The sequence below is a fragment of the Brevibacterium spongiae genome (assembly GCF_026168515.1).
Classification (GTDB): domain Bacteria; phylum Actinomycetota; class Actinomycetes; order Actinomycetales; family Brevibacteriaceae; genus Brevibacterium; species Brevibacterium spongiae.
Window position 1 is genome coordinate 1,871,116 of sequence record NZ_CP093443.1, and the last position, 21,108, is coordinate 1,892,223.

General features: G+C 64.7%; 19 protein-coding genes and 2 tRNA genes. 15 read left to right on the top strand and 6 right to left on the bottom strand.

Annotation, left to right across the window (positions count from 1 at the left end; genetic code table 11):
- Positions 1 to 33 precede the first annotated feature (33 nt).
- The 5 genes from L1F31_RS08435 to ettA all read left to right on the top strand — a co-directional run bounded on the left by L1F31_RS08435 (position 34) and on the right by ettA (position 6,705).
- Positions 34 to 1,731, top strand: coding sequence for a dynamin family protein (locus tag L1F31_RS08435; RefSeq protein ID WP_265420196.1), 1,698 nt, complete (start codon positions 34 to 36; stop codon positions 1,729 to 1,731).
- Positions 1,728 to 3,308: a GTPase gene (locus L1F31_RS08440; protein WP_265420197.1), complete on the top strand. Its 1,581-nt coding sequence runs from the start codon at positions 1,728 to 1,730 to the stop codon at positions 3,306 to 3,308. Before L1F31_RS08435 ends, L1F31_RS08440 begins: the two co-directional genes overlap by 4 nt.
- A 171-nt stretch (positions 3,309 to 3,479) precedes the next feature.
- The gene (locus L1F31_RS08445) at positions 3,480 to 4,184 is read left to right on the top strand and encodes a single-stranded DNA-binding protein (RefSeq protein WP_265420198.1); all 705 of its coding nucleotides are present in this window, start codon (positions 3,480 to 3,482) and stop codon (positions 4,182 to 4,184) included.
- A gap of 77 nt (positions 4,185 to 4,261) precedes the next feature.
- The gene (locus tag L1F31_RS08450; RefSeq protein ID WP_265420199.1) at positions 4,262 to 4,975 is read left to right on the top strand and encodes a DUF6993 domain-containing protein; all 714 of its coding nucleotides are present in this window, start codon (positions 4,262 to 4,264) and stop codon (positions 4,973 to 4,975) included.
- Positions 4,976 to 5,022: 47 nt separating this feature from the next.
- Positions 5,023 to 6,705: an energy-dependent translational throttle protein EttA gene (gene ettA / locus L1F31_RS08455; protein WP_265420200.1), complete on the top strand. Its 1,683-nt coding sequence runs from the start codon at positions 5,023 to 5,025 to the stop codon at positions 6,703 to 6,705.
- A gap of 96 nt (positions 6,706 to 6,801) precedes the next feature.
- Here the strand turns inward: ettA and L1F31_RS08460 are convergent, their stop codons facing one another.
- Positions 6,802 to 7,056, bottom strand: coding sequence for a hypothetical protein (locus L1F31_RS08460; protein ID WP_265420201.1), 255 nt, complete (start codon positions 7,054 to 7,056; stop codon positions 6,802 to 6,804).
- The gene (locus tag L1F31_RS08465) at positions 7,053 to 7,961 is read right to left on the bottom strand and encodes an acyl-CoA thioesterase (RefSeq protein ID WP_265420202.1); all 909 of its coding nucleotides are present in this window, start codon (positions 7,959 to 7,961) and stop codon (positions 7,053 to 7,055) included. The genes L1F31_RS08460 and L1F31_RS08465 overlap by 4 nt, the downstream gene beginning before the upstream one ends.
- 95 nt (positions 7,962 to 8,056) lie before the next feature.
- On the opposite strand from L1F31_RS08465, the gene L1F31_RS08470 reads away from it, so the two are divergent.
- Complete coding sequence (locus L1F31_RS08470; protein WP_265420203.1) at positions 8,057 to 8,599, top strand: acyl-CoA thioesterase; 543 nt, start codon at positions 8,057 to 8,059, stop codon at positions 8,597 to 8,599.
- A complete protein-coding gene (locus L1F31_RS08475; protein WP_265420204.1) occupies positions 8,596 to 9,264 on the top strand; it encodes a DUF8185 domain-containing protein in 669 nt (222 codons plus the stop codon). The genes L1F31_RS08470 and L1F31_RS08475 overlap by 4 nt, the downstream gene beginning before the upstream one ends.
- A 12-nt stretch (positions 9,265 to 9,276) precedes the next feature.
- On the opposite strand, the gene L1F31_RS08480 is transcribed toward L1F31_RS08475, so the two are convergent.
- From L1F31_RS08480 to pepN, 3 genes are read right to left on the bottom strand one after another with little or no spacing between them, the layout of a single operon-like run.
- Entirely contained in the window at positions 9,277 to 9,681 is a 405-nt protein-coding gene (locus L1F31_RS08480; RefSeq protein WP_265420205.1) for a globin, read from the bottom strand.
- Positions 9,665 to 10,825 (bottom strand): mechanosensitive ion channel family protein, encoded by a 1,161-nt coding sequence (locus L1F31_RS08485; RefSeq protein WP_265420206.1) that lies wholly within the window; start codon positions 10,823 to 10,825, stop codon positions 9,665 to 9,667. Before L1F31_RS08485 ends, L1F31_RS08480 begins: the two co-directional genes overlap by 17 nt.
- Before the next feature lie 13 nt (positions 10,826 to 10,838).
- Positions 10,839 to 13,505 (bottom strand): aminopeptidase N, encoded by a 2,667-nt coding sequence (pepN, locus tag L1F31_RS08490; RefSeq protein ID WP_265420207.1) that lies wholly within the window; start codon positions 13,503 to 13,505, stop codon positions 10,839 to 10,841.
- A 195-nt stretch (positions 13,506 to 13,700) separates the two neighbouring features.
- On the opposite strand from pepN, the gene L1F31_RS08495 reads away from it, so the two are divergent.
- The 3 genes from L1F31_RS08495 (at position 13,701) to L1F31_RS08505 (ending at position 15,989) form a co-directional block, all read left to right on the top strand.
- A complete protein-coding gene (locus tag L1F31_RS08495) occupies positions 13,701 to 14,306 on the top strand; it encodes a mycothiol-dependent nitroreductase Rv2466c family protein (RefSeq protein WP_265420208.1) in 606 nt (201 codons plus the stop codon).
- A gap of 72 nt (positions 14,307 to 14,378) precedes the next feature.
- The gene (locus L1F31_RS08500; protein WP_265420209.1) at positions 14,379 to 14,852 is read left to right on the top strand and encodes a ribose-5-phosphate isomerase; all 474 of its coding nucleotides are present in this window, start codon (positions 14,379 to 14,381) and stop codon (positions 14,850 to 14,852) included.
- Positions 14,853 to 14,876: 24 nt separating this feature from the next.
- A complete protein-coding gene (locus tag L1F31_RS08505) occupies positions 14,877 to 15,989 on the top strand; it encodes an alcohol dehydrogenase catalytic domain-containing protein (protein WP_265420210.1) in 1,113 nt (370 codons plus the stop codon).
- A 54-nt stretch (positions 15,990 to 16,043) separates the two neighbouring features.
- On the opposite strand, the gene L1F31_RS08510 is transcribed toward L1F31_RS08505, so the two are convergent.
- Positions 16,044 to 16,117: transfer RNA gene (locus L1F31_RS08510), tRNA-Pro, on the bottom strand.
- 205 nt (positions 16,118 to 16,322) lie between these two features.
- Here L1F31_RS08510 and L1F31_RS08515 point away from each other — a divergent pair.
- The 5 genes from L1F31_RS08515 (at position 16,323) to L1F31_RS08535 (ending at position 21,004) form a co-directional block, all read left to right on the top strand.
- Positions 16,323 to 16,396 (top strand) — tRNA-Gly (locus tag L1F31_RS08515).
- Positions 16,397 to 16,559: 163 nt separating this feature from the next.
- Complete coding sequence (locus L1F31_RS08520; protein WP_265420211.1) at positions 16,560 to 17,963, top strand: hypothetical protein; 1,404 nt, start codon at positions 16,560 to 16,562, stop codon at positions 17,961 to 17,963.
- A gap of 213 nt (positions 17,964 to 18,176) precedes the next feature.
- Positions 18,177 to 19,532: a trigger factor gene (gene tig / locus L1F31_RS08525; protein ID WP_265420212.1), complete on the top strand. Its 1,356-nt coding sequence runs from the start codon at positions 18,177 to 18,179 to the stop codon at positions 19,530 to 19,532.
- A gap of 204 nt (positions 19,533 to 19,736) precedes the next feature.
- Positions 19,737 to 20,333: an ATP-dependent Clp protease proteolytic subunit gene (locus L1F31_RS08530; RefSeq protein ID WP_166975828.1), complete on the top strand. Its 597-nt coding sequence runs from the start codon at positions 19,737 to 19,739 to the stop codon at positions 20,331 to 20,333.
- Between the two features lie 26 nt (positions 20,334 to 20,359).
- Complete coding sequence (locus L1F31_RS08535) at positions 20,360 to 21,004, top strand: ATP-dependent Clp protease proteolytic subunit (protein WP_265420213.1); 645 nt, start codon at positions 20,360 to 20,362, stop codon at positions 21,002 to 21,004.
- Positions 21,005 to 21,108 lie beyond the last annotated feature (104 nt).

Sequence of the window (21,108 nt, forward strand, 5' to 3'; positions counted from 1 at the left end):
GCGAGCTGGGAAAACATAGAGAGTGGGAGCGTGATGACAGAGAGCAAGAGTGCCGTGACGCCGCCCGTCGGCCAAGCGCTGAACGATATCGTCAAACGCGTCTCCGAGACGCGCTTCCCATTGCGGACCGATGACTTCGCAGACGCTCGTGGCGCGCACTCGGCGCTCACCGCAGAACTGGGCGACTACCTGCTGCCTCGGATCAACAGCTCCCGGACGCCCTTCCTCATCGCGGTCGGCGGATCGACCGGTGCAGGGAAGTCCACTCTCGTGAACTCGCTCGTGGGCCGGACCGTCAGCCCTGCGGGAGTGCGTCGTCCGACGACGGGAAATCCGGTCGTCATCTTCAACCCCGCCGACGCGAGGTTCTTCGAGTCCGAGCACTATCTGCCGGATCTGCCACGCAGCGCAGACCCTGAGTCAACTGTGCCCGGAGTCGTCATGATCGCTGATGAGAACATCACAGCCGGCACGGCGATTCTCGACTGCCCGGATATCGACTCCATTTCTGAATCGAACCGCGCCCTGTCCCGGCGGACCCTGCTCAGCGCGGATCTGTGGCTGTTTGTGACCACGGCCAACCGCTACGCCGATGCCGCGCCATGGAATCTGCTGAAGACGGCCGCGAACCGCAGCACCTCCGTCGCCATCGTGCTCGACCGGGTGCCGCCCGAGGCCAATCGCGAAGTCCGGCACCATCTGTCCAGCCTGCTCTCGGATGCCGGGCTGGCCAACTCGCCTATCTTCTCCGTGGCCGAGCTCGAACTCGAGGACGGCCTGCTGCCGCATTCGGCGATCTATCCGATCCGGTCCTGGGTCGCCCAGGTCGGTGCGGAAGGCACGTCTCTGGAGCGCATCCGTACGCGAACTCTCTCCGGCGCGGTCGCTGCGCTGCCCGCCCGTGTGCGCGATCTCGCCGACTACGCGCAGTCGCAGGAGCAAGCCCATGCCGCACTGGCGACTTCTCTCGAGCAGAGCTTCCGTGCCGCTGACGCACGGTTGGGTGAAGTGTTCTCGGACGGCCGCGTGCTCCACGGCGAGGTGAATGCCCGGTGGCAGGACTTCGTGGGCACCGGGCAGCTGTTCCGCGGTCTCGAACCGACGATGGCGCGGATGCGCGACCGCATCTCCGCGGCAGTGACCGGAAAACACGATGCAGCGACCCCGCTGCACATCGCGATCCTGCGCAGCGCCGCAGTGTCGCTGCGCGAACAGGCGATCGCGGTGGTCGACGATGTCAACGCCGAGTGGCGCAACACCGCGGCAGGCGCCGCTCTCATCGATGACCAGGCCGAGCTGCGACACGTCGCCGATGGGCTCGAAGACGCCGTGAAGTCCGCCGTCAGCGCTTGGTCGGATGACGTGAACGCCCTGGTGCGCGACATCGGGCAGGGGAAGAAGTCGAAGGCCCGGATCCTCTCATTCGGAGTCGCGGGGGTCTGTGCGGTCGTCGAATATGCGACGTTCTGGGATTCGGAGCAGTCTGCCGGCCCGGAGCAGAATTCCCGTCACGGTGCAGGCGTCGCCGTCAACCTGGCCGAGACGATCTTCGGTGAAACCGAAGCAGCAGGGATCATCGCTTCCGTCCGCCAACGATTCCTCGATGCTGCGACGGGAATCGTGAGAGGCTGCCGGACGCCGTTCGACAACGCTCTGAGACTATCCGCGGTACCGGCGCGGCAAGCGGGTGCTCTGCGCTCGTCCGGTGAACGACTTGAGGTGGCATTGTGAATAGTTCTGCACAGACCGAGATCCGACGCTTGGCCGAAGGCATCCGGCATTCGCTGTCACTTGACGACGGCAAACTTGCCGGTGAAGTGCGCACCGATGCCCAGAATCTTCTCGACCGGGCCGAAGATCGACTCGGCCTGGGGGAGGACTTCACGGTCGTGGCTTTCGCGGGTTCGACTGGTTCGGGCAAATCTTCGCTGTTCAACGCGGTTGCCGGTCTCGACATCGCCCGCGTCGGGGTGCGGAGACCGACGACCTCACGCCCGACGGCGTGTGTCTGGGGCGATGGGGGAAACGACGTTCTCGATTGGCTGCATGTTCCCGAACGCAGCCGCACCTGGCGTGAATCGGCCCTTGACGGTGACGATCAGCGTCGCCTTCACGGACTCATCCTCCTCGACCTGCCCGACCACGATTCGACCGCGGTCGCCCATCGTGTCGAATCCGATCGCCTGGTCGGACTCGTCGACGTGGTGTTCTGGGTCGTCGACCCGCAGAAGTACGCCGACTTCTCCCTGCATTCGGATTATCTGACGAAGCTGGCTGAGAACAGCGCGAACATGGTCGTGGTCCTCAACCAGATCGACAAGCTCAGCGTCGAAGAGCAGAAGGCGGCGTCTGATCATCTGGCGCAGCTGCTTCAGGAGGACGGTCTGCGAGAGACGAACGTGCGCATCTCGTCCGCCGTGACCCGGGAGGGCATCCCTGAGCTGCGCAGCATCCTCGCCGACACCGTCGACTCGAACGATGCCGCAGCCGAACGTCTGTTGGCGGACATGCAGTCCATGGCCAAGCGGATCCGGAAGGAGCTCGGCGAACCGGTGGCCCCACCCGACGAGCTGCCGGGCGCGTCCCGCCTCGTCGAGACGATGTCTGATGCTGCTGGTGTCGAAGCCGTTGCGCAGACCGTGCACGACGACTACATTCGCCGCGCTTATCGCAAGACCGGCTATCCGGTTCTGGCGTGGATGCAGCGCAATGCTCCGGACCCGCTCGGGGCCAAACACGGGCAGGATCGTGACGAACTCGTTCGCGCTTCGGTTCCGGCGACCACCAAAGCGCAGAGTGCTCATGTGCGTCTGATGGCCCACGAGCTGATCACCGAGTCGGTGTCGACGATGCCGCGTGCGTGGCAGAACGACGCTGCAGCAGCTGAGAAGAGAAGCACCGACGAACTCTCCGACAATCTCGACTCGGCCGTCACGGCTGTGGAGATCACCCGCCGGACTCCTGGCTGGTGGTCGCTTGCGAATACTCTGCAGATCGTCTTCTTCATCGCCACGATCATCGGAATCATCGGCGTGGTCGCCTCTGCGCTCGTCGCGGCGATCGGATCGGGAACGTTGCCGACATGGTGTTGGGTGGTGAGCATCGGCCTGCTCGTCCTCGGTGTGATCGGCTCCGTGATCACCTCCCTGATGGCCAAGTCGGCGCGGAACAGAGGGGCACGGGAGGCCGCCGACGAGGTTGACGGCAGACTGCGGGACGCAGTCGGTCACGTCGCCCAGAGCTCCTACCTCGAACCTGTGAAGCGAGTGATCGCCGAGCATCGGAAGGCATACGAACTGCTCGGGTGAGACTTCGGCGCACATCGGCTGCGACTCGGACTCCCAGGCCCTGTGGATGGAAAGACTCCATCCACAGGGCCTGGTTCGTCTCTGGACGAGGCGAGGCGGCTTCGGGCTTTCTGGAGGACCACGCGGCCGCCGACCACGACGCGCCGCCCTGCAGATGACAAGGAGACACCGATGTCCGCCATTCCGATCACCGTCACGGGCACCATCGCCACAGACCCCACTGCCCGCACCCTGCCGTCCGGACGAGCCTGCGCGTCCTTCCGCCTGGCCGTCAACCACTGGAGAGTGGACAGAGCGACAGGAGAATTCCTCGACGACGGCACCTCCTGGTTCGGGGTCGACTCCTACGGTGACCTCGCCAGCAACTCCTCGATGTCACTGCGCAAAGGCACCGCAGTCATCGTCTCCGGAAGTCTGAGAAACCGGGAATGGGAGACCGACGAACGCAGTGGCATCGCGCCGACCGTGGTCGCCGATCACATCGGTCCCGACCTGCGCTATGGGACAGCGCACTACCGGAGGGCCAAGGGGCAGGACCGTGCGGAGAATCCGACGAAGAAGGCGGCAACGGACACCGAGGGGACCGAAGCCGGAGGCTGGGGCGCGCTCGGCAGTGCTGTGTCCGATACCGATGAGACCGGTTCGACCACACCGAGTGCCGAGGCGGGCGGGTACCGCGGTGCCGACGAATCCCACACCACCGTTGCCTCATCCGACACGAACAGCATGACCGGTGACGAAGGCGCCGACACGAACGGGACAACCGGTGACGAAGGCGCCGACACTGCCGGCGAATTCGCGGATGATACGCGTGGATCCGGCGCAGACGATGCTGCGATCGCAGCGAAGACCGCAGCCGCGGCCGCTCCGTTCTGATCGATTCGCTGACGCCGATTGCCGCCCCGATCGGCTAAAGTGAGACTGTCAACCGTCCCCTCCTGCCGAGGTTGTAGATGCGTCTCGTTCCTGTGCTGAGTGCCGCAGCACTGACTCTGGCATTGTCGGGCTGTTCTCTTCTGGGGTTCGGCAGCGATGATTCCCAACCCGAACCGAAGAAGACGCAGGCCACTCCAGTGGCAGAGGTCGACAAGGTGCTCAAGGCGCTCAAACCGATCACCGGTGACAAAGAGTCTGTGCCCTCGTCGAAGAAGTTCTTCACCACGATGCTCGACGCCGGCTACGACAAAGACCAGCTCGAGGCCACCCTCGACGCCTCACCGCTCGGCAACGAGGTGCCGTCGAAGATGTTCGGCGTCAAGACCGACAAAGGCTGTGTCATCGGAGAGATCCGATCGGGTAAGGCCACGGCCGAGCTCGTGCAGCCGACGGAGTCGACGGGCTCATGCCTGTTCGGCGAGGTCGACCGGCCGAAGGGCGTCAAGGCTCCCAAGGGTGAGAAGCGCGACGACGACGGCGACTCCAACGGCAAGGGCCACCTGCCGGGCGAGGACATCAACGGCGCCGACGGACCGACCGAGAGTCCGCAGCCGACCGAGGACTCGACCGGTTCCGACAGCGGATCAGGCACCTCGGGCAGCGAAGGATCCTCGAACGCGGAAGGCACATCCGGAGACGGCGGAACCTCATCGAGCTCATCCGAAGGAACCTCGGGTTCGTCCGAAGGCGGAGACTCCTCGGGCGAGGCCCCGTCGCTGGGCGGCGGCTGAGCGTCAATTAACGCTTGAGTGCGCGGAAACGATAGCCTGAGAGCACTATGGCCGAATTCATCTACACCATGCACAAGGCGCGCAAAGCGCACGGTGACAAAGTCATCCTCGACGATGTATCGATGTCGTTCTATCCGGGAGCGAAGATCGGTATGGTCGGCCCCAACGGCGCCGGCAAATCGACGATCCTCAAGATCATGGCGGGACTTGAGCAGCCCTCGAACGGTGAGGCTCGGCTCAGCCCCGGGTACTCCGTGGGCATCCTCCTGCAGGAACCGCCTCTGAACGAAGAGAAGACCGTCCTCGGCAATGTCGAGGAAGGCGTCGGAGAGATCAAAGCGAAGATCGATCGCTTCAACGCGATCTCCGAGGAGATGGCGAGTCCCGATGCGGACTTCGACGCTCTCATGGAAGAGATGGGCAAACTGCAGGAAGCCATCGACGCCGCCGATGCCTGGGATCTCGATTCCCAGCTCGAACAGGCCATGGATGCCCTTCGCTGTCCGCCGCCGGACGCGGATGTCTCTGTGCTCTCCGGCGGTGAGCGCCGCCGCGTGGCACTGTGCAAGCTGCTGCTGGAAAAGCCCGACCTGCTGCTCCTCGACGAGCCGACGAACCACCTCGATGCGGAATCGGTGCTGTGGCTCGAGCAGCACCTGAAGTCATACCACGGTGCCGTCATCGCGATCACGCACGATAGGTACTTCCTTGATCACGTCGCCGAATGGATCGCCGAGGTCGACCGCGGTCACCTCTACCCCTATGAAGGCAACTACTCGACTTACCTGGAGAAGAAGCGCGAACGTCTCCAGGTCCAGGGCAAGAAGGACGCGAAGCTCGCCAAGCGGCTGAAGGACGAACTCGAATGGGTGCGGTCGAATCCGAAGGCGAAGCAGACGAAGTCCAAGGCCCGCTTGGCTCGCTATGAGGAGATGGCGGCTGAGGCCGAGAAGACACGAAAGCTCGATTTCGAAGAGATCCAGATTCCTGCCGGTCCGCGCCTGGGCGATGTCGTCATCGAAGCGGACAAGATCGAAAAGGGCTTCGACGGGCGCAAGCTCATCGACGATCTGAGCTTCTCCCTGCCGCGCAACGGCATCGTGGGCGTCATCGGCCCCAACGGTGTGGGTAAGTCGACACTGTTCAAGACGATCGTCGGTCTCGAGGAGCTCGACGGCGGCGACCTCAAGGTCGGCGAGACAGTGAAGATCTCCTACGTCGATCAGTCCCGTGGCGGCATCGACCCCGACAAGTCACTGTGGGAGGTCGTCTCCGACGGTCTCGACTTCATCCACGTCGGAGCGGTCGAGATGCCTTCGCGCGCCTACGTCTCGGCGTTCGGATTCAAAGGTCCTGACCAGCAGAAGAAGGCCGGTGTCCTCTCCGGCGGTGAGCGCAATCGCCTCAACCTGGCGCTGACTCTCAAACAGGGCGGAAACCTTCTGCTGCTCGATGAGCCCACGAACGACCTCGACGTCGAAACCCTGGGTTCCTTGGAGAACGCACTTCTCGAGTTCCCCGGCTGTGCCGTGGTCGTCTCGCACGACCGCTGGTTCCTTGATCGAGTCGCCACACACATTCTGGCGTGGGAGGGCACCGAAGAGAACCCCGCGAAGTGGTACTGGTTCGAAGGCAACTTCGAAGCCTATGAGAAGAACAAGGTCGAGCGCCTCGGCGAAGATGCGGCCAGGCCGCACCGCGTCACGCATCGACGTCTCACCCGCGACTGATTCGCCTCACCCGCGACTGAGCACCACCGGCGGCTGCCGCCGGCGCGTTGGGACAGTGCCCCCGGTCATCACGACCGGGGGCACTTCAGTATCTGCTCAGGGCTGGGAGGAGCTGCGGGCTCCGAGCGCCCCGATCCCCTTCAGCAGAAGCCGGATGAGGACCGTGCCGACGAGGCCGCTGACGATCGACAGTACGGCACAGAGTCCGAGATGCAGGTCGGTTCTGCCGTTGAGGGCGGCAAGAGTGAGGATCGCGATGACGATGAACAGCGCCACGTTCACCAGGCGGCTCAGGATGGTGCCGATGACGTCCATCATCGTCGGATTGCTGTTCGCGGATCCCTTCTTCACCGAGTCTCCTTGACCCGCACCATGCCCTCTTGTGCCACCGTAGCCAGAAGAGTGCCGTCCTGGGCGAAGATCCGTCCGTAGCCGAGTCCGCGTCCGCCCTGGGCGGCCGGTGATTCCTGGACATAGAGCATCCACTCGTCGACCCTGATGGGGCTGTGCCACCACATGGCGTGATCGAGACTGGCCACCCGCAGGCCGGGAGTCTCCCATGTCAGCCTGTGCTGTCGCAGGACCGGTTCGAGGAGATTGAAGTCGCTGGCATAGGCGAGGGCCGCGGCATTGAGAACCGGGTCGTCGCCGAAGGGTGCGCTGGCGCGGAACCAGGTGTGCTCCTCGGTGATCGACGGATCGGAGACTCCCGAAGTGCGCAGCGAAGGCTCGACAGGACGGAACTCGAAGGGCCGTTTGCGCAGCCAATCGGTGACCATCGCGGAATCGCTGTCGCCGATGTAGTCGAGCAGCTCCGGGCAGTCCTCGGGTCCCGGCAGTCCCTTAGGCATCTTCTCGGCGTGTTCGAGGCCGGGCTGCTGATCTTGGAACGAGGCGCTGAGCGAGAGGATCGGCGCGCCCTTCTGGTAGGCGTGCACCCGCCGGGCGGAGAACGAACGGCCGTCGCGCAGGCGTTCGACACCGAACTCGATCGGTTCGCTGACGTCTCCGGCGCGCAGGAAGTAGCCGTGCAGGGAGTGGATGAGCCGGTCGGCGGGAAGAGTCTGTGCCGCCGCGATCACGCACTGTGCCAACACCTGACCGCCGAAGACCCGACCATCGGGCTTGTATTGGCTGTGGCCGACGAAGAAGTCCGTTTCGCTCGATGCCGATGTGAACTCGAGCCGCTGCAGATCGAGGAGCTCATGGAGCTGGGCCACATTCGCTTCGGCCTCGGTGGGTGCTTCGTCGGTCATAGCTCTCTCCCTGCGGTGCCGGTGACTTGTGTGCGTACGAGTCACGATCCTATCGCGTGCGGCACCGGGCGGAGGAAGGTGGCATGATGGGAGGCATGCACTCAGGCGCCACCGACCCGATTCTCACCGACTTCACCCGTGTACTGCTGGAGCTGAGATGGGGTGATATGGACGCCTACGGGCACGTCAATAACGTCACCCAGCTGAAGCTGCTCGAAGAGGCGCGTGTGCGGGCCTTGGGTTCGCCCACCCACAGCTCCGATGCACCGACGACCCCCGGCCGTCATGGTGTGGCGGACATGGTCAGCGGAGTGGAGATCCCCACGGTCTTCGCCGATGCCTCGGCGACGACCGAACTGCTCGTGGCCTCTCACGCGATCGAATATCGGCGACCGATCCCTTATCGGACCGGGCCCATCGCTGTCGATCTCGTCATCAGCGAGGTCAAGGCCGCCTCGGTGACGGTGGGCTATGTCATCTGCGAACCGGACGGTTCCCAGGAGTACACGGTCGCTGAGACCGTCGTCGTCTTCATCGACATCGCCAGCGGACATCCGCGCCGCCTCAGCGATTCCGAGATCACCGCCATGGAATCCGTCCTCGGCACCCCGGTTCCGCTGCGCAGGACTCGCCGATGACGGCCCTGCAGATCGCCGACCCGCTGGCGATGCGCGACCTCGCCTCCTTCACCTCTCTGGCCCATCGTGCCGATTCCGATGGTGCGATGCGTCTGCAGGTCGTCTCCGACGTACTCGCGGCCACAGTGGCACCGCTGTTCCCACACGGATTGGGCGATTCGACGCCGCTGGTCCTGGCGATGCGCACGCTGCGCCTGCACAATTCCGAACTCGACGGACTGGACGAAGCGGTGCCGCTGTCGAATCTGCTCGACCGGTTCGCTCGGGAAGAGAACGGGACGTCTCTGCCTGTGCCGCCGAATTCAGTGCTCGTGTCCTGGACGGGTATCGCCCCTCCGCGCCGCAGCTGGGAGCCGGCGGACACGATCTCGGTGGGCAGCCTGCACGAAGCGGCTGCGCAGGGCGTCGAAGAGATCAGCACCGGAGCACCGACGGGATCAGGCGCGCACGCGGTCAAGGCGCTGAGGTCACGGGTCTGGTCGCGGGAGATGACCGGCGATGAGGGTACGGCTGTGCCCAGCGGACTCGCCTTCGCAGCGACCGCGCTGCGATTCGTTCCCGCAGCAGGACGCGATGACGAGCAGAAGCTGACCGTCATGGAGTCCGGGGGATGGCTGCGACTCGTCGCCCCGGGCGGACACCTGCTCACGCGCATCCGCGGCTGATCCGGTGCCGGTTCAGCGGATGTTCGGATTCGCCGAATTCACCATCGCAGTCGCGGCGCGCTGGAAGTAGTCCCAGAACATCTCGTCATAGAGCGGAGCCAGACCGACATCGTCGAGAGCTGCACGCATGCACCGCAGCCACCGGTCACGGGCGTCGAAGTCGATCGGATAGTCGAAATGCCGCATTCGCAGCCGCGGATGCCCCCTCTCCTCCTGATACGTCGACGGGCCGCCGAAGTACTGTTCGAGGAACGTCTGCAGGCGATGCTTCGCTCCCTCGAGTTCATGACCGTCCGGGTACATCGCGATAAGCTGAGCATCCGCGTCGACGTGCTGGTAGAACACATCGACGAGGCGGCTGAAGGTCTCATGGCCCCCGACGGCGGCGAATACCGAACCGTCAGCTGTCTGCGTCATCGTCTGATCCTTCGCTCGGGGAGTCTTCCTGGACGGTGCTGCGGATCTCATCGTCGCTGGGCAGCGACGAGGGCTTCTCATCGGCAGCAGCCGTCTTCGAGCGTGCGGTCGATGCGGCGCCGACGGTGGCCTTCTTGTTTCTCTGGTCCGACGAGCCCGCAGACTTCTTCGCCGAGTCTGCTTCCTCGGCATCGGGCAGAGTGCGCAGAACCGTCTCCTGCACCATGCCGATCTGTCCGCCCCGCTTGGCCAGCTCGGTCATGAGCGCGGCGCGGAAAGCACGCTCGACCAGCCACTGCTGGTTCGGTTTGGTCTTGATCATCGTGCGGATGACGCGGTACGAACCGGACAGCGACTGAACACCGGCGATCTCCGGGTTCTCAAGCATCGCCTTGTTGATCTCGTGATCCTGCCGCAGCGTGCGTGTGATCTCCTCCGTCATCTCCCGGAAGTCGTCCATCGTGGTGCGGTAGTCGATGGGAATGTCGAGGACGGCGCGAGCCCAGCCCTGGGAGAGGTTGCCCACGCGCAGGATCTCACCATTGCGCACATGCCACAGAGTTCCCGTCAGGTCGCGCACCTGGGTGCGGCGCAGGCCGACATCCTCGACCTCTCCGACAGCCTCGCCGAGGTCGACGGTGTCACCGATGCCGTATTGGTCCTCGATGACGATGAAGAAGCCGGACAGGTAGTCGCGAACGAGCTCCTGGGCACCGAAGGCGATGGCGACACCGGCGATACCGGCCGATGCGAGGATCGGGGCGATGTTGAAGTTCAGGGCATCGAGGATCATCAGCGCTGCGATCGCGCTGAGCAGGATCGTCGTCACAGACGACAGCATCCGTCCGACGGTCTTCGCTCGCTGCGCGCGGCGTTCCTTGATCGTCTGCTGATCGATTCCGGTGCGCTGCGCTTCCAGTGCCGTGGACGAGAACTTGGCCAGCCCGGCGCCCTCGGCCTTCTCGCTCCCGACCGTGCCCTTGGCAACCGCGGTGGTGAACCGGCGGATGAACAGACGCACGATGAGATTGATGACGATGGCGCCGATGATGATGACGGTGATCCGCAGCGGGGCACCGAGCAGGAACGACCAGTCGAAGTCACTTGCAGCTTGAACAGTTGATTCCATTGCGTCAGAAGTCATGATTCCTCCGAGACTAGCGGTCGAGGTTCAATGATCCCTTGGAAGCGCTGGACACCTGCTGAACCCGCAGCGACCGTTCGGCATCGGCGAGATTCTCCCGCATCAGCCTCAGCAGGCCCTTTGGCGCAGACGGGTGCTCATCGAGCCAGCGTCGGGTGGCCTCGACTGTGGCGGAACTCACCGAAGGGAACAGGCGCAGAGTCATCGTCTGCGCCATCTCCAGGGTGCGAGTCTCCCACCAGCCGGCCACGCGTGCGAAGTACTCATCGGCGAAGGGGCGCAGCGGAGGCGCCGCGGCGATGTCGTCTCCCGAGTCCGTCTGCAGACCCGCGGCGAATCCGAGAGCCAGGGCACCGAGTTCCGAGTTCGGCAGATCCGCGTCGTCGACGAGGCGGGTGAACGCCCACGATTTTGCGTCCGTCGTCGGTCGGGACGCACGAGCGGTCGCGGCACGGCGAACACCGGTGGCACTGGGATCCTTGCGGCTCATCGCTTCGATGGCGGCCTCATCGGCAGCGTCGTGGGCGCTCAGCGCAACGAGGATGTCCCAGGACAGGTCCGTGTCGATGGCGATTCCGTGGACCTTCTCAGTCTCGGGCCGCAGCCAAACCCGCAGCCGGTCGAGCTGAACCGGCGTGGTCGCGTGTTTGACGAAGCCCTGGACGAACTGGAACGCCTGGTCGGCGCCTTCGTCCACGGTGTCGAGCAGCTCGAGGAAGCGGTCGGCCAGCCGAGCATGCATCTCCTCGCGCTGCTGCGGGGGCAGGTAGGCGGAGACCGCGGTGTCGAGCTGACGCATCTGCGTGAGCAGACCCGACGAGTGCGTGATCGCTGCCAGATGAGCGGTGACGGTGTCGATGTAGTCATGGACTGGCCGTTCGCCGTCTCGAACCTCGTCCCAGAGGGTGGCGAGGACGAGCAGCTGCGTGAGCGAATCGTCGAAGTCGCTCAGGCGCGTGGCAGCGGTGTCCATGCTGCGGTCGTCGAAGCGGACCTTCGCGTAGCTGAGATCGGCGTCATTGACGACGATGACATCCGGTCGGGGCAGACCCTCGGCCTCGGACACCTCGGCGGAGTCCGCATCGATGTCGAGGGAGAACGAGTGGGTCCGCACCAGGCGACCGGTCTCGGATTCGGAATAGAAGCCGACGGCCAGACGGTGTGGTCGCAGCGACGGGATGGGCTGACCGTCGATCTCCCAGGGACGCTGCGTGACCCGCAGACTCGTGATGATCTCACCGGCTGCACCTGCCGCGGCGTCGGACTCGGTCTCGACCACGGCTTCGAGCAGGTTGACGCCGGACTCCTCGAGCCACAGCTGCGACCAGCGGGCCAGATCCCGCCCCGAGGTGGCTTCGAGTTCGTCGAGGAGGTCGGACAGCTCAGTGTTCGCCCACGCGTGTTTGTCGAAGTAGGCCTTCAGCCCGGCGAAGAACTCGTCCCGCCCGACCCAGGCCACGAGCTGCTTGAGCACCGAGGCGCCCTTGGCGTAGGTGATGCCGTCGAAGTTCACCTCGACATCGGCGAGGTCCTCAATCGGCGCCACGATCGGGTGGGTGCTCGGCAACTGGTCCTGCCGGTACGCCCAGGACTTCTCGATCGTGGCGAACGTGGTCCAGGCGTCGGCGAACTCCGTCGCTTCGGCGGTGGCCAGCGTCGACATGAACTCCGCGAAGGACTCATTGAGCCACAGGTCGTTCCACCAGCGCATGGTCACCAGGTCGCCGAACCACATGTGGGCGAGTTCGTGGAGGATGGTCACAGTGCGCCGTTCGACCAGAGCCTCGGTCGGGCGCGATCGGAACACATAGTTCTCGAGGATCGTCACGGCACCGGCGTTCTCCATCGCTCCGGCATTGAACTCGGGGACGAAGAGCTGGTCGTACTTCTCGAACGGGTAGGAGACTCCGAACTCCCGTTCGAAGAACTCGAAGCCCGCCTTCGTGATGCGAAACAGCTTGTCGGAATCGAGATGCTCGAGCAGCGATGCCCGGCAGTACAGGCCCAAAGGCACGATCGAGCCGTCCGAGGACGTCAGCGTCGAATGCACGGACCGATAGGGACCGGCGATGACGGCGGTGATATAGGAGGAGATCGGCGTCGTCGGCGCGAACTGCCACACGGCCATGCCGTCGATGGGCTCTTCCTGAAGCTCGGTGAAGGTCTCCTTCGGATCGCCGGGCGTCGGAGTCGGCGAGTTCGAGACGACGGTCCACTTCTCGGGCGCGACGACGGTGAAGGAGAAGGGGGATTTGATGTCCGGCTGCTCGAAGACGGGGAAGACGCGACGAGCATCGGGGACCTCGAACTGGGAGTAGAGGTAGATCTCGTCGTCGACCGGGTCGACGAAGCGGTGCAGACCCTCACCGGTGTTCATATAGAAGAAGCGGGCATCGACGATGAGTTCGTTCTCGGCCGCCAGACCCGGCAGTTCGATGCGGGCCGGTCCGACCACCTCGGCGAGGTCGAGGTCGACGTCGTTGAGGCGCACACGATCGACATCGGCCGTGATGGCGTCGATGAACGTCGAAGAATGCGGCACCGCGGTGAAGCGGATTCGCGAGCGGACGCGGAAGCTCTCACCGACTCCCGTGAGGATCAGGGTGTGATCATAGCTCGTGACGTCCACGATGGCGGAACGCTCGCGGGCTTCTTCGCGGGTGAGGTTGTATTGCGGCACAGTGTGGCGACCTTCGCTTCGGGAACCGGGTGTACTCGGTCATTCTTTCATGGACGTGTCATCCGGCAAGGATCTCGGTGACGATGACCGCGATTCGACCGCGTTCCCCGCACCCGGACGGCCTTGGTAGATTGAACAGCGCAACGTCGGGCAGCCTACTGCGGGTGCCCGCGACCGAACGAAAGAGGAGAGACAGTGAGCAAGGAAACACTTGATCTGTGGTTCGATACGGCCTGCCCGTGGGCGTGGATGACCTCCCGTTGGGGCCTCGAAGTGGCCAAGGTGCGCGACGTCGAGGTGAAGTTCCACCCGATGAGCCTGAACTTCCTCAACCGTGACAAGGACATCCCTGACGACTACCGCGCGCTGATGGACCGGGCACTGGCTCCCATGCGCATCGTCACCGCTGCGATCGCCGAGCACGGCGAAGAGATCGCCGAACCGCTCTACACCGCGATCGGCACCCGCATCCACCCGGGGGGAGAGCAGGACTTCGAGAAGGCAGTCTCAGAAGCCCTCGCCGAGGTGGGTCTGCCGGCCGAGCTCATGAAGTACGGAGAGACCGACGACTACGACCAGGCGCTCCGGGCCTCCCATGATGAGGCCCTGGCTCTGGTCGGCGATGACGTCGGCACCCCGATCTGCCGAGTCGCGGGCACCGCATTCTTCGGACCTGTCGTGACCCCGGCCCCGAAGGGCGAAGATGCAGGCCGACTCTTCGACGGCGTGCTCGCCGTCGCGTCGACTCCCGGGTTCTTCGAACTCAAGCGCACCCGCGACCAGGGCCCGAACTTCGACTGATCACCGGACCCGGCGCACCACCCGTCCCCAGCGGACACCACAGATCCACAGAGCTCAGCGAAAGGCACTCATATGAAGGTTCACCTCGGCACCGACCACGCCGGATTCGAATTCAAAGAGGTCCTCAAGGCCCATCTCAGCGAGGCAGGATATGAGGTCGTCGATCACGGCGCACTCGAATTCGATGCGCTCGATGACTACCCGGCGTTCTGCATCGCCGCGGCCCAGGCCGTCGTCGATGATCAGTCCGCGGGCGTCGACGCGCTCGGCGTCGTCATCGGCGGTTCGGGCAACGGCGAGCAGATGGCGGCGAACCTCGTCAAGGGCGCACGGACCGCTCTGGCCTGGAACCCGGAGATCTCGAAACTGGCCCGTCAGCACAACAATGCTCAGATCGTCGCCGTCGGTGCTCGCCAGCACCCCGAGGCCGAGGCGATCGCCATCGTCGACGCGTTCCTCGCAGAGCCGTTCTCCGGCGATGAGCGTCACGAGCGCCGCATCAGGATCATGGGCGACTACGAAGAGCAGGGCGCCCAGGCGCTGTGACCGGAAGAATCTGAGGAGGATGCTGTGAAGATCAGAGGTGCGGTGCTGCGTGAGATGGAACGGCCGCGTCCGTTCGCCGACTCTCAGCCGATGACGATCGAAGATCTCGAACTCGACGAGCCAGGACCCGGCGAGGTGCTCATCAGGATGAGCGCCGCCGGAGTCTGCCATTCGGATCTGTCAGTCGTCGACGGCAACCGGCCTCGTCCGCTGCCGATCCTGCTCGGGCACGAAGGCGCCGGAATCGTCGAAAAGCTCGGCGAGGGTGTCGACGACCTCGAGATCGGCCAACAGGTCGTCACTGTGTTCCTGCCGCGGTGCGGCGAATGCGCGAACTGCCGCACCGACGGCAAGCTCCCGTGCACGCCCGGCAGCGCCACGAACGGGGCCGGGACCCTGCCGTTCGACGGACACAAGGTGCGTCTGCACGATGAGTCCGGCGCCGAGGTGCTCCACCACCTCGGGGCGTCCGTGTTCGCCACTCACGCGGTGCTCAACCGTGCCTCTGTCGTCCCCGTCGACGATGACGTCCCCGCGCCGATCGCCGCTGTGCTCGGCTGCGCGGTGCTCACCGGCGGGGGAGCGGTCCTCAACGCGGGCCGGCCCGGACCCGATGACGAAGTGATGATCGTCGGCCTCGGCGGTGTCGGCATGGCAGCGCTCATCACGGCTCTGTCGATCGAGACCGCTGGCGTCATCGGCGTCGACGCGAACCCCGACAAGCTCGTGCGGGCGAAGGAACTCGGTGCCGCAGAGGTCTTCACGCCAGAACAGCTCGGCGACCGCAGGGCCCCGATCGTCATCGAATGCGTCGGGCATCCACGCGCCTTCGAGACCGCATTCAGCGCCACCGCCGTCGGCGGGACGACGGTGACTGTGGGGCTGCCTGCTCCGGACGCACAGTCCCACTTCACTCCCGTCACTCTCACCGCCGAGGCCCGCACCGTCATCGGGTCGTACCTCGGCTCGGCCGTGCCGAGCCGAGACATCCCTGTCTATGCGGATCTGTGGCGGGCGGGGAAGCTGCCGGTCGAGGAGCTCATCTCAGACACGATCGGGCTGCAGGACCTGAATTCGGCCTTCGACGCTCTCTCCGACGGAAAGGTCGTCCGACAGGTCATCGATTTCGACGCCTGAGCCGAGAGTGCGAAGAAGCCGCCCGGACCATTTGGTCCGGGCGGCTGAAGTCTGTCGGGATGACAGGATTTGAACCTGCGACCCTCTGTTCCCAAAACAGATGCGCTACCAAGCTGCGCCACATCCCGCGACGGCTACTATCTAACCACAGCCGGGTCAGCAGTTGCACCTCCGCACGTGGCATTCGAGACAATGCGACGCACCTCACAGTCGATGGCGCCTCATGGTCTGGAGCCGAGGCGGCAGCTGATGCACGCTCGCGTTGTGAGGCAGTTCACGAAAGGCGGATTTGGTGATGGTGGGAGAACTCGACTATAGTCAATCACGCAACACGGGGATGTAGCTCAATGGTAGAGCCTCAGTCTTCCAAACTGATGGTGCGGGTTCGATTCCCGTCATCCCCTCCACAAGCCGGTCTGACCTTCGGGTCAGGCCGGTTTTCTCGTGCCTGCGTCCGGAGGGGTGCAGAGAGCCAGGCCGCGACCGAACCGATAGAATCTGTCCATCCCGTCACCGCCGAGCAGACGCCGACGTCGCTCGCGGGTCCCACTCCGCAGGAAGCCCCACCCCATGACCATCCTTCGTCCGCGCCGCACCGGGGGCCGTCCCGGGCCCACGCGTCGACAGCTGATCACCGGTGGGCTCGGGGTCGGACTTCTCGGTCTCGGAACAGCGACGGCGTCATTCGCTGAGGCGGCCCGCCCCGATCCCGTCCGCTCGGTCACCGTCGCCTACACACGGTCGGGAGTTCGAGAGGGTCTCGACGCGGAGGCGGCGCAGAGGCTGCCGGCCCTGTCCCGGGTGATGCCCGGGGCTGCCGATGCGGAACCGATGCGACGACAGCAGGAATTCCTCTCCCGATGCGACGCATGGTTGGAACGGACGCCTTCATCCCGACGGGAACTTGCGGTCTCCGCGCTTCTCGACCTGTGGGTGCTCAGCGACGAACTCCCGGCCGCCGTTGCCGGTTGGGTCGGCCCCTGGCGATACATCTGGCCCCGCGATACGGCGTTCGTCGCCGTTGCTCTGGCCAGGGTCGGAGCCGTGAGGCAGGCGTGGAGCCAACTGCTGCATCTGCAGAATGTGCAGGCCGTCGACGGCTCATTCGCCGCACGGGTGGTGCCCGAGACCGGTTTGGCGCCGGATGAGCGGGAACCCCAGTTCGACTCCCTCGGACTGGTGCTCTGGGCGGTGGCCGAAGTCCATGCTCTGGCCAGGCAGAATGATATCTCGCTGGATCTCAGCGACATGGACATTCTGCTGCGCAGAACCACACGCAGGCTGCTCGACCACACAGGCAGGGGAGAGACTCTGCCCCCGGTGGGACCGGACTATTGGGAAGTCGCGGAATCACAGGTCACGCTCGGCTTGGCCGGGCCGACTCTGGTCGGGATGGATTCGCTTGCGGCTCTCACCGCGGTCGATCCGGGCCTGTGGGACCGCCTCGGCGGGGGATTCGGCGACGTCCTGCCTGCTGTCGACGCCTACGCTGCGACGTTCGCGCGGACCTTCGGTGCCACTGGTCTGCAGCGCTATCCGACGTCGGGCGGGTGCGATTCCGCTGCCGCCTTCCTTCCAGCGGCCGGGCTCGTCCCACCCCCAGGGGCAGGGCCTGCCGCGGGCGCGCGGGCCAGCATCTATGCGATCGACGCCGACGCTCTCGTGACCGTCTGGGATCGCCTGAGCCAGCCGGCGGGCGGAATCAAGCCGGGGCATGGATGGATCATCGACCGGTCGAGCTGGACTCCGTCGACATCGCTCATGGCACTCGGATTCGCCCGCCTCGGCATGCGTGACCGGGCAGGACAGATCCTCGACTGGCTCGCTGAGAACCGGACGAGCGCAGGGTCGCTGCCGGAGAAGATCAGCGCCGAAGGGGCACCGGTCTCGGTGGCGCCCCTGGCATGGACGGCAGCCAATGTCGTCATCGCCCTCGATGAGCTCCGCCTGAGCGCAGAGGACGATGCCTCCTGAAAAGGGACCGGTTTCGCGTATCGACTGTTGTTTCGCGTAATATGGGTGATTGCGTCTTGCGGACGTGCGCGAACTATTCGTGGACTTTCGCTCCCCCTCAGGTCACAGGTTGGCCGATCAGGCTGCGAGATGGTCGATTGCGACCATGAACCGGGCCGGTCGGGTCGGATGATGGCCGCAAATGCATGACTGTCGAAATTGAAAGGTCGCACTGTGAAGAGCTCCGTCGAGCAACTCGACCCCACCCGGGTCAAGATCAGCGTGGAAGTCCCTTACGCCGAACTCAAACCGAGCGTCGACGAGGCATACAAGACCATCGGTGCCCAGGTCACCGTTCCCGGCTTCCGCAAGGGCAAGGTCCCCACGCGCATCATCGATCAGCGGATCGGCCGTCCGGCAGTGATCCAGGAGGCCATCAACAACGGCCTCGACGACTTCTACCGCAGCGCTGTGGAAGAGAACGAACTCAAGCCGATGGGCCAGCCCGAGGTCGAGATCTCCGAGGTCCCCGGCCTCGACGGCACCGAAGACGGTGACCTGGGCTTCACGGTCGAGGTCGACGTCCGCCCCGAGATCGAACTGCCCGCCTACGACTCCATCACCGTCGAGGTCGACCCCATCGAGGTCACCGACGCAGACGTGGATGCCGAGCTCGAGCAGCTGCGCACTCGCTTCGGCACCCTCGTCGCCGTGGAACGTCCTGCCGCCAAGGACGACTTCGTCACTCTCGACCTCGTCGCCACGATCGACGACGAAGAGATCGACACCGCCTCCGACATCTCCTACCAGGTCGGCGCAGGCACGATGCTCGAAGGCATGGACGAGGCCCTCGACGGCCTCTCCGCCGGTGAGACGACCACCTTCGAAACCACATTCGCAGGCGGAGAGCACGCCGGTGAAAAGGGCATCGTGAAGATCACCCTGGGCGCGGTCAAGGAACGCGAACTGCCCGAGGCTGACGACGACTTCGCTCAGCTGGCCAGCGAATTCGACACGATCGCCGAACTGCGCGAGGACCTGCGCGAGCAGGCCGGCAAGCAGAAGGAGACCGACCAGGGCGTCCAGGCCCGCGACAAGGTGCTCGAGCACCTCATGGAGACCCTCGAGGTTCCCGTCCCGGCCAAGATCGTCACCGAGGAGGTCGAACGCCACCTCGAGTCCGAGAACCGGGTCGACGATGACGAACACCGCAAGGAGGTCACCGAGGAGACCGAGCGCAACCTGCGCACCCAGTTCATCCTCGATGCCGTCTCCGAAGCCGAGAACGTCGAGGTCAGCCAGCCCGAGCTCATCGAGTACCTGATCTCCGCTTCGCAGCAGTACGGCATGAACCCGAACGAGTTCGCGCAGATGCTCGACAGCTCGGGACAGGTCAACGCTCTGGTCGGAGAGGTCTCGCGCCGCAAGGCCCTGGCCGCCGTCCTCGCCGGTGCCACGGTCAAGGACACCGCAGGCAACGTCGTCGACATGGAGGCCTTCACCTCCGCCGGAGACGACGAGGACTCAGCTGAGGCCGAGACTGCGGAAGCCGCAGACGACGCACCTGCAGAGGACGCCGAGGAGAACTGAGGACGACCCGCCTCGGCGGTGGATTCCTGATGAGACGGTGGGGACGGATACGATCCGGCCCCACCGTCTCGCCGTATCCGGAACTCCGCGATCACGCTGAGGGCGAACACGGGCCTCGCCGCGGACTAAAACCCGGCGGACAGCGGTTAGAGTCCATAACAAGCCATCCACAGAACACAGGAGTGAAACGTGAGCGCACACGACATGACAGCTCCCGTCGGCCTCGACGCCGGTGGGGGAATGGGCCTGGACGACCATATCTTCAATCGTCTTCTCAAGGAGCGCATCATCTGGCTCGGTTCAGAGGTGCGCGACGACAACGCCAACGCCATCTGTGCGCAGATGATGCTGTTGGCCGCTGAGGATCCGGAAGCGGACATCTCGCTCTACATCAACTCGCCCGGCGGATCCGTCACCGCAGGCATGGCCATCTACGACACCATGCAGTACATCAAGCCCGACGTCTCGACCGTGGCCATGGGCATGGCCGCCTCGATGGGACAGTTCCTGCTGTCCTCGGGAACCCCGGGCAAGCGCTACGCGACCCCGCATGCGCGCATCCTCATGCACCAGCCCCTGGGCGGAATCGGCGGAACGGCCACGGACATCAAGATCCAGGCCGAGCTGATCCTGCACATGAAGAAGCAGATGGCCGAGCTGACCGCCGAACAGACCGGCAAGTCGCTCGAGCAGATTCTCAAAGACAACGACCGCGACCACTGGTTCACTGCCGAAGAGGCCCTGGAATACGGCTTCATCGACAAGATGGTCACCCGCGCGTCCGACGTCGAGAACAACTGAGCAGGAGTGAGGGAAGAATGAATTCAATGAACTTTATGCCGGGTTCGACGGCGTCGAATATGCCCCAGTCGCGGTACGTCATGCCGCAGTTCGAAGAGCGTACGCCCTATGGCTTCAAGCGCCAGGATCCGTACACCAAGCTCTTCGACGACCGCGTGGTCTTCCTCGGCGCGCAGGTCGATGACACCAGCGCCGACGATGTCATGGCGCAGCTGCTGGTCCTCGAATCGCAGGATCCCGACCGCGACATCACCCTCTACATCAACTCGCCCGGTGGCTCGTTCACCGCGATGACGGCGATCTACGACACGATGCAGTACATCAAGCCGGAGATCCAGACCGTCTGCCTCGGCCAGGCCGCTTCGGCTGCGGCCGTGCTGCTGGCGGCAGGAACTCCGGGCAAGCGCCTGGCGCTGCCGAACGCGCGTGTGCTCATCCACCAGCCCGCGATGCAGGGACAGGGACAGGGGCAGGCCTCCGACCTGGAGATCCAGGCCGCTGAGGTGCTGCGGATGCGCGAATGGCTCGAGGCGACCCTGGCCAAGCACTCGAACAAGGAGGCCTCGCAGGTCTCGAACGACATCGAACGCGACCTCTTCCTCACGGCTGAACAGGCCAAGGACTACGGTCTCGTCGACCAGGTGCTCTCCTCGCGCAAGAACGCGAACTGAGCACTTCGGGGGACGAAGCGACCTTCGGTCACTGGGCCCGCACGGGAATGTCTGTGCGGGCCCAGTCCCATCTGGTCCTCCGACACACCGATGACGTCGCTGAC

Coding starts and splice junctions, on each gene's coding strand:
- L1F31_RS08470 (WP_265420203.1), top strand. CDS start 8,057: ATGCACTCAGGCGCCACCGACCCGATTCTCACCGACTTCACCCGTGTA.
- L1F31_RS08480 (WP_265420205.1), bottom strand. CDS start 9,681: ATGACGCAGACAGCTGACGGTTCGGTATTCGCCGCCGTCGGGGGCCAT.
- L1F31_RS08450 (WP_265420199.1), top strand. CDS start 4,262: ATGCGTCTCGTTCCTGTGCTGAGTGCCGCAGCACTGACTCTGGCATTG.
- L1F31_RS08465 (WP_265420202.1), bottom strand. CDS start 7,961: ATGACCGACGAAGCACCCACCGAGGCCGAAGCGAATGTGGCCCAGCTC.
- L1F31_RS08485 (WP_265420206.1), bottom strand. CDS start 10,825: ATGACTTCTGACGCAATGGAATCAACTGTTCAAGCTGCAAGTGACTTC.
- L1F31_RS08535 (WP_265420213.1), top strand. CDS start 20,360: ATGAACTTTATGCCGGGTTCGACGGCGTCGAATATGCCCCAGTCGCGG.
- L1F31_RS08435 (WP_265420196.1), top strand. CDS start 34: ATGACAGAGAGCAAGAGTGCCGTGACGCCGCCCGTCGGCCAAGCGCTG.
- L1F31_RS08475 (WP_265420204.1), top strand. CDS start 8,596: ATGACGGCCCTGCAGATCGCCGACCCGCTGGCGATGCGCGACCTCGCC.
- L1F31_RS08520 (WP_265420211.1), top strand. CDS start 16,560: ATGACCATCCTTCGTCCGCGCCGCACCGGGGGCCGTCCCGGGCCCACG.
- L1F31_RS08530 (WP_166975828.1), top strand. CDS start 19,737: ATGACAGCTCCCGTCGGCCTCGACGCCGGTGGGGGAATGGGCCTGGAC.
- L1F31_RS08500 (WP_265420209.1), top strand. CDS start 14,379: ATGAAGGTTCACCTCGGCACCGACCACGCCGGATTCGAATTCAAAGAG.
- ettA (WP_265420200.1), top strand. CDS start 5,023: ATGGCCGAATTCATCTACACCATGCACAAGGCGCGCAAAGCGCACGGT.
- L1F31_RS08445 (WP_265420198.1), top strand. CDS start 3,480: ATGTCCGCCATTCCGATCACCGTCACGGGCACCATCGCCACAGACCCC.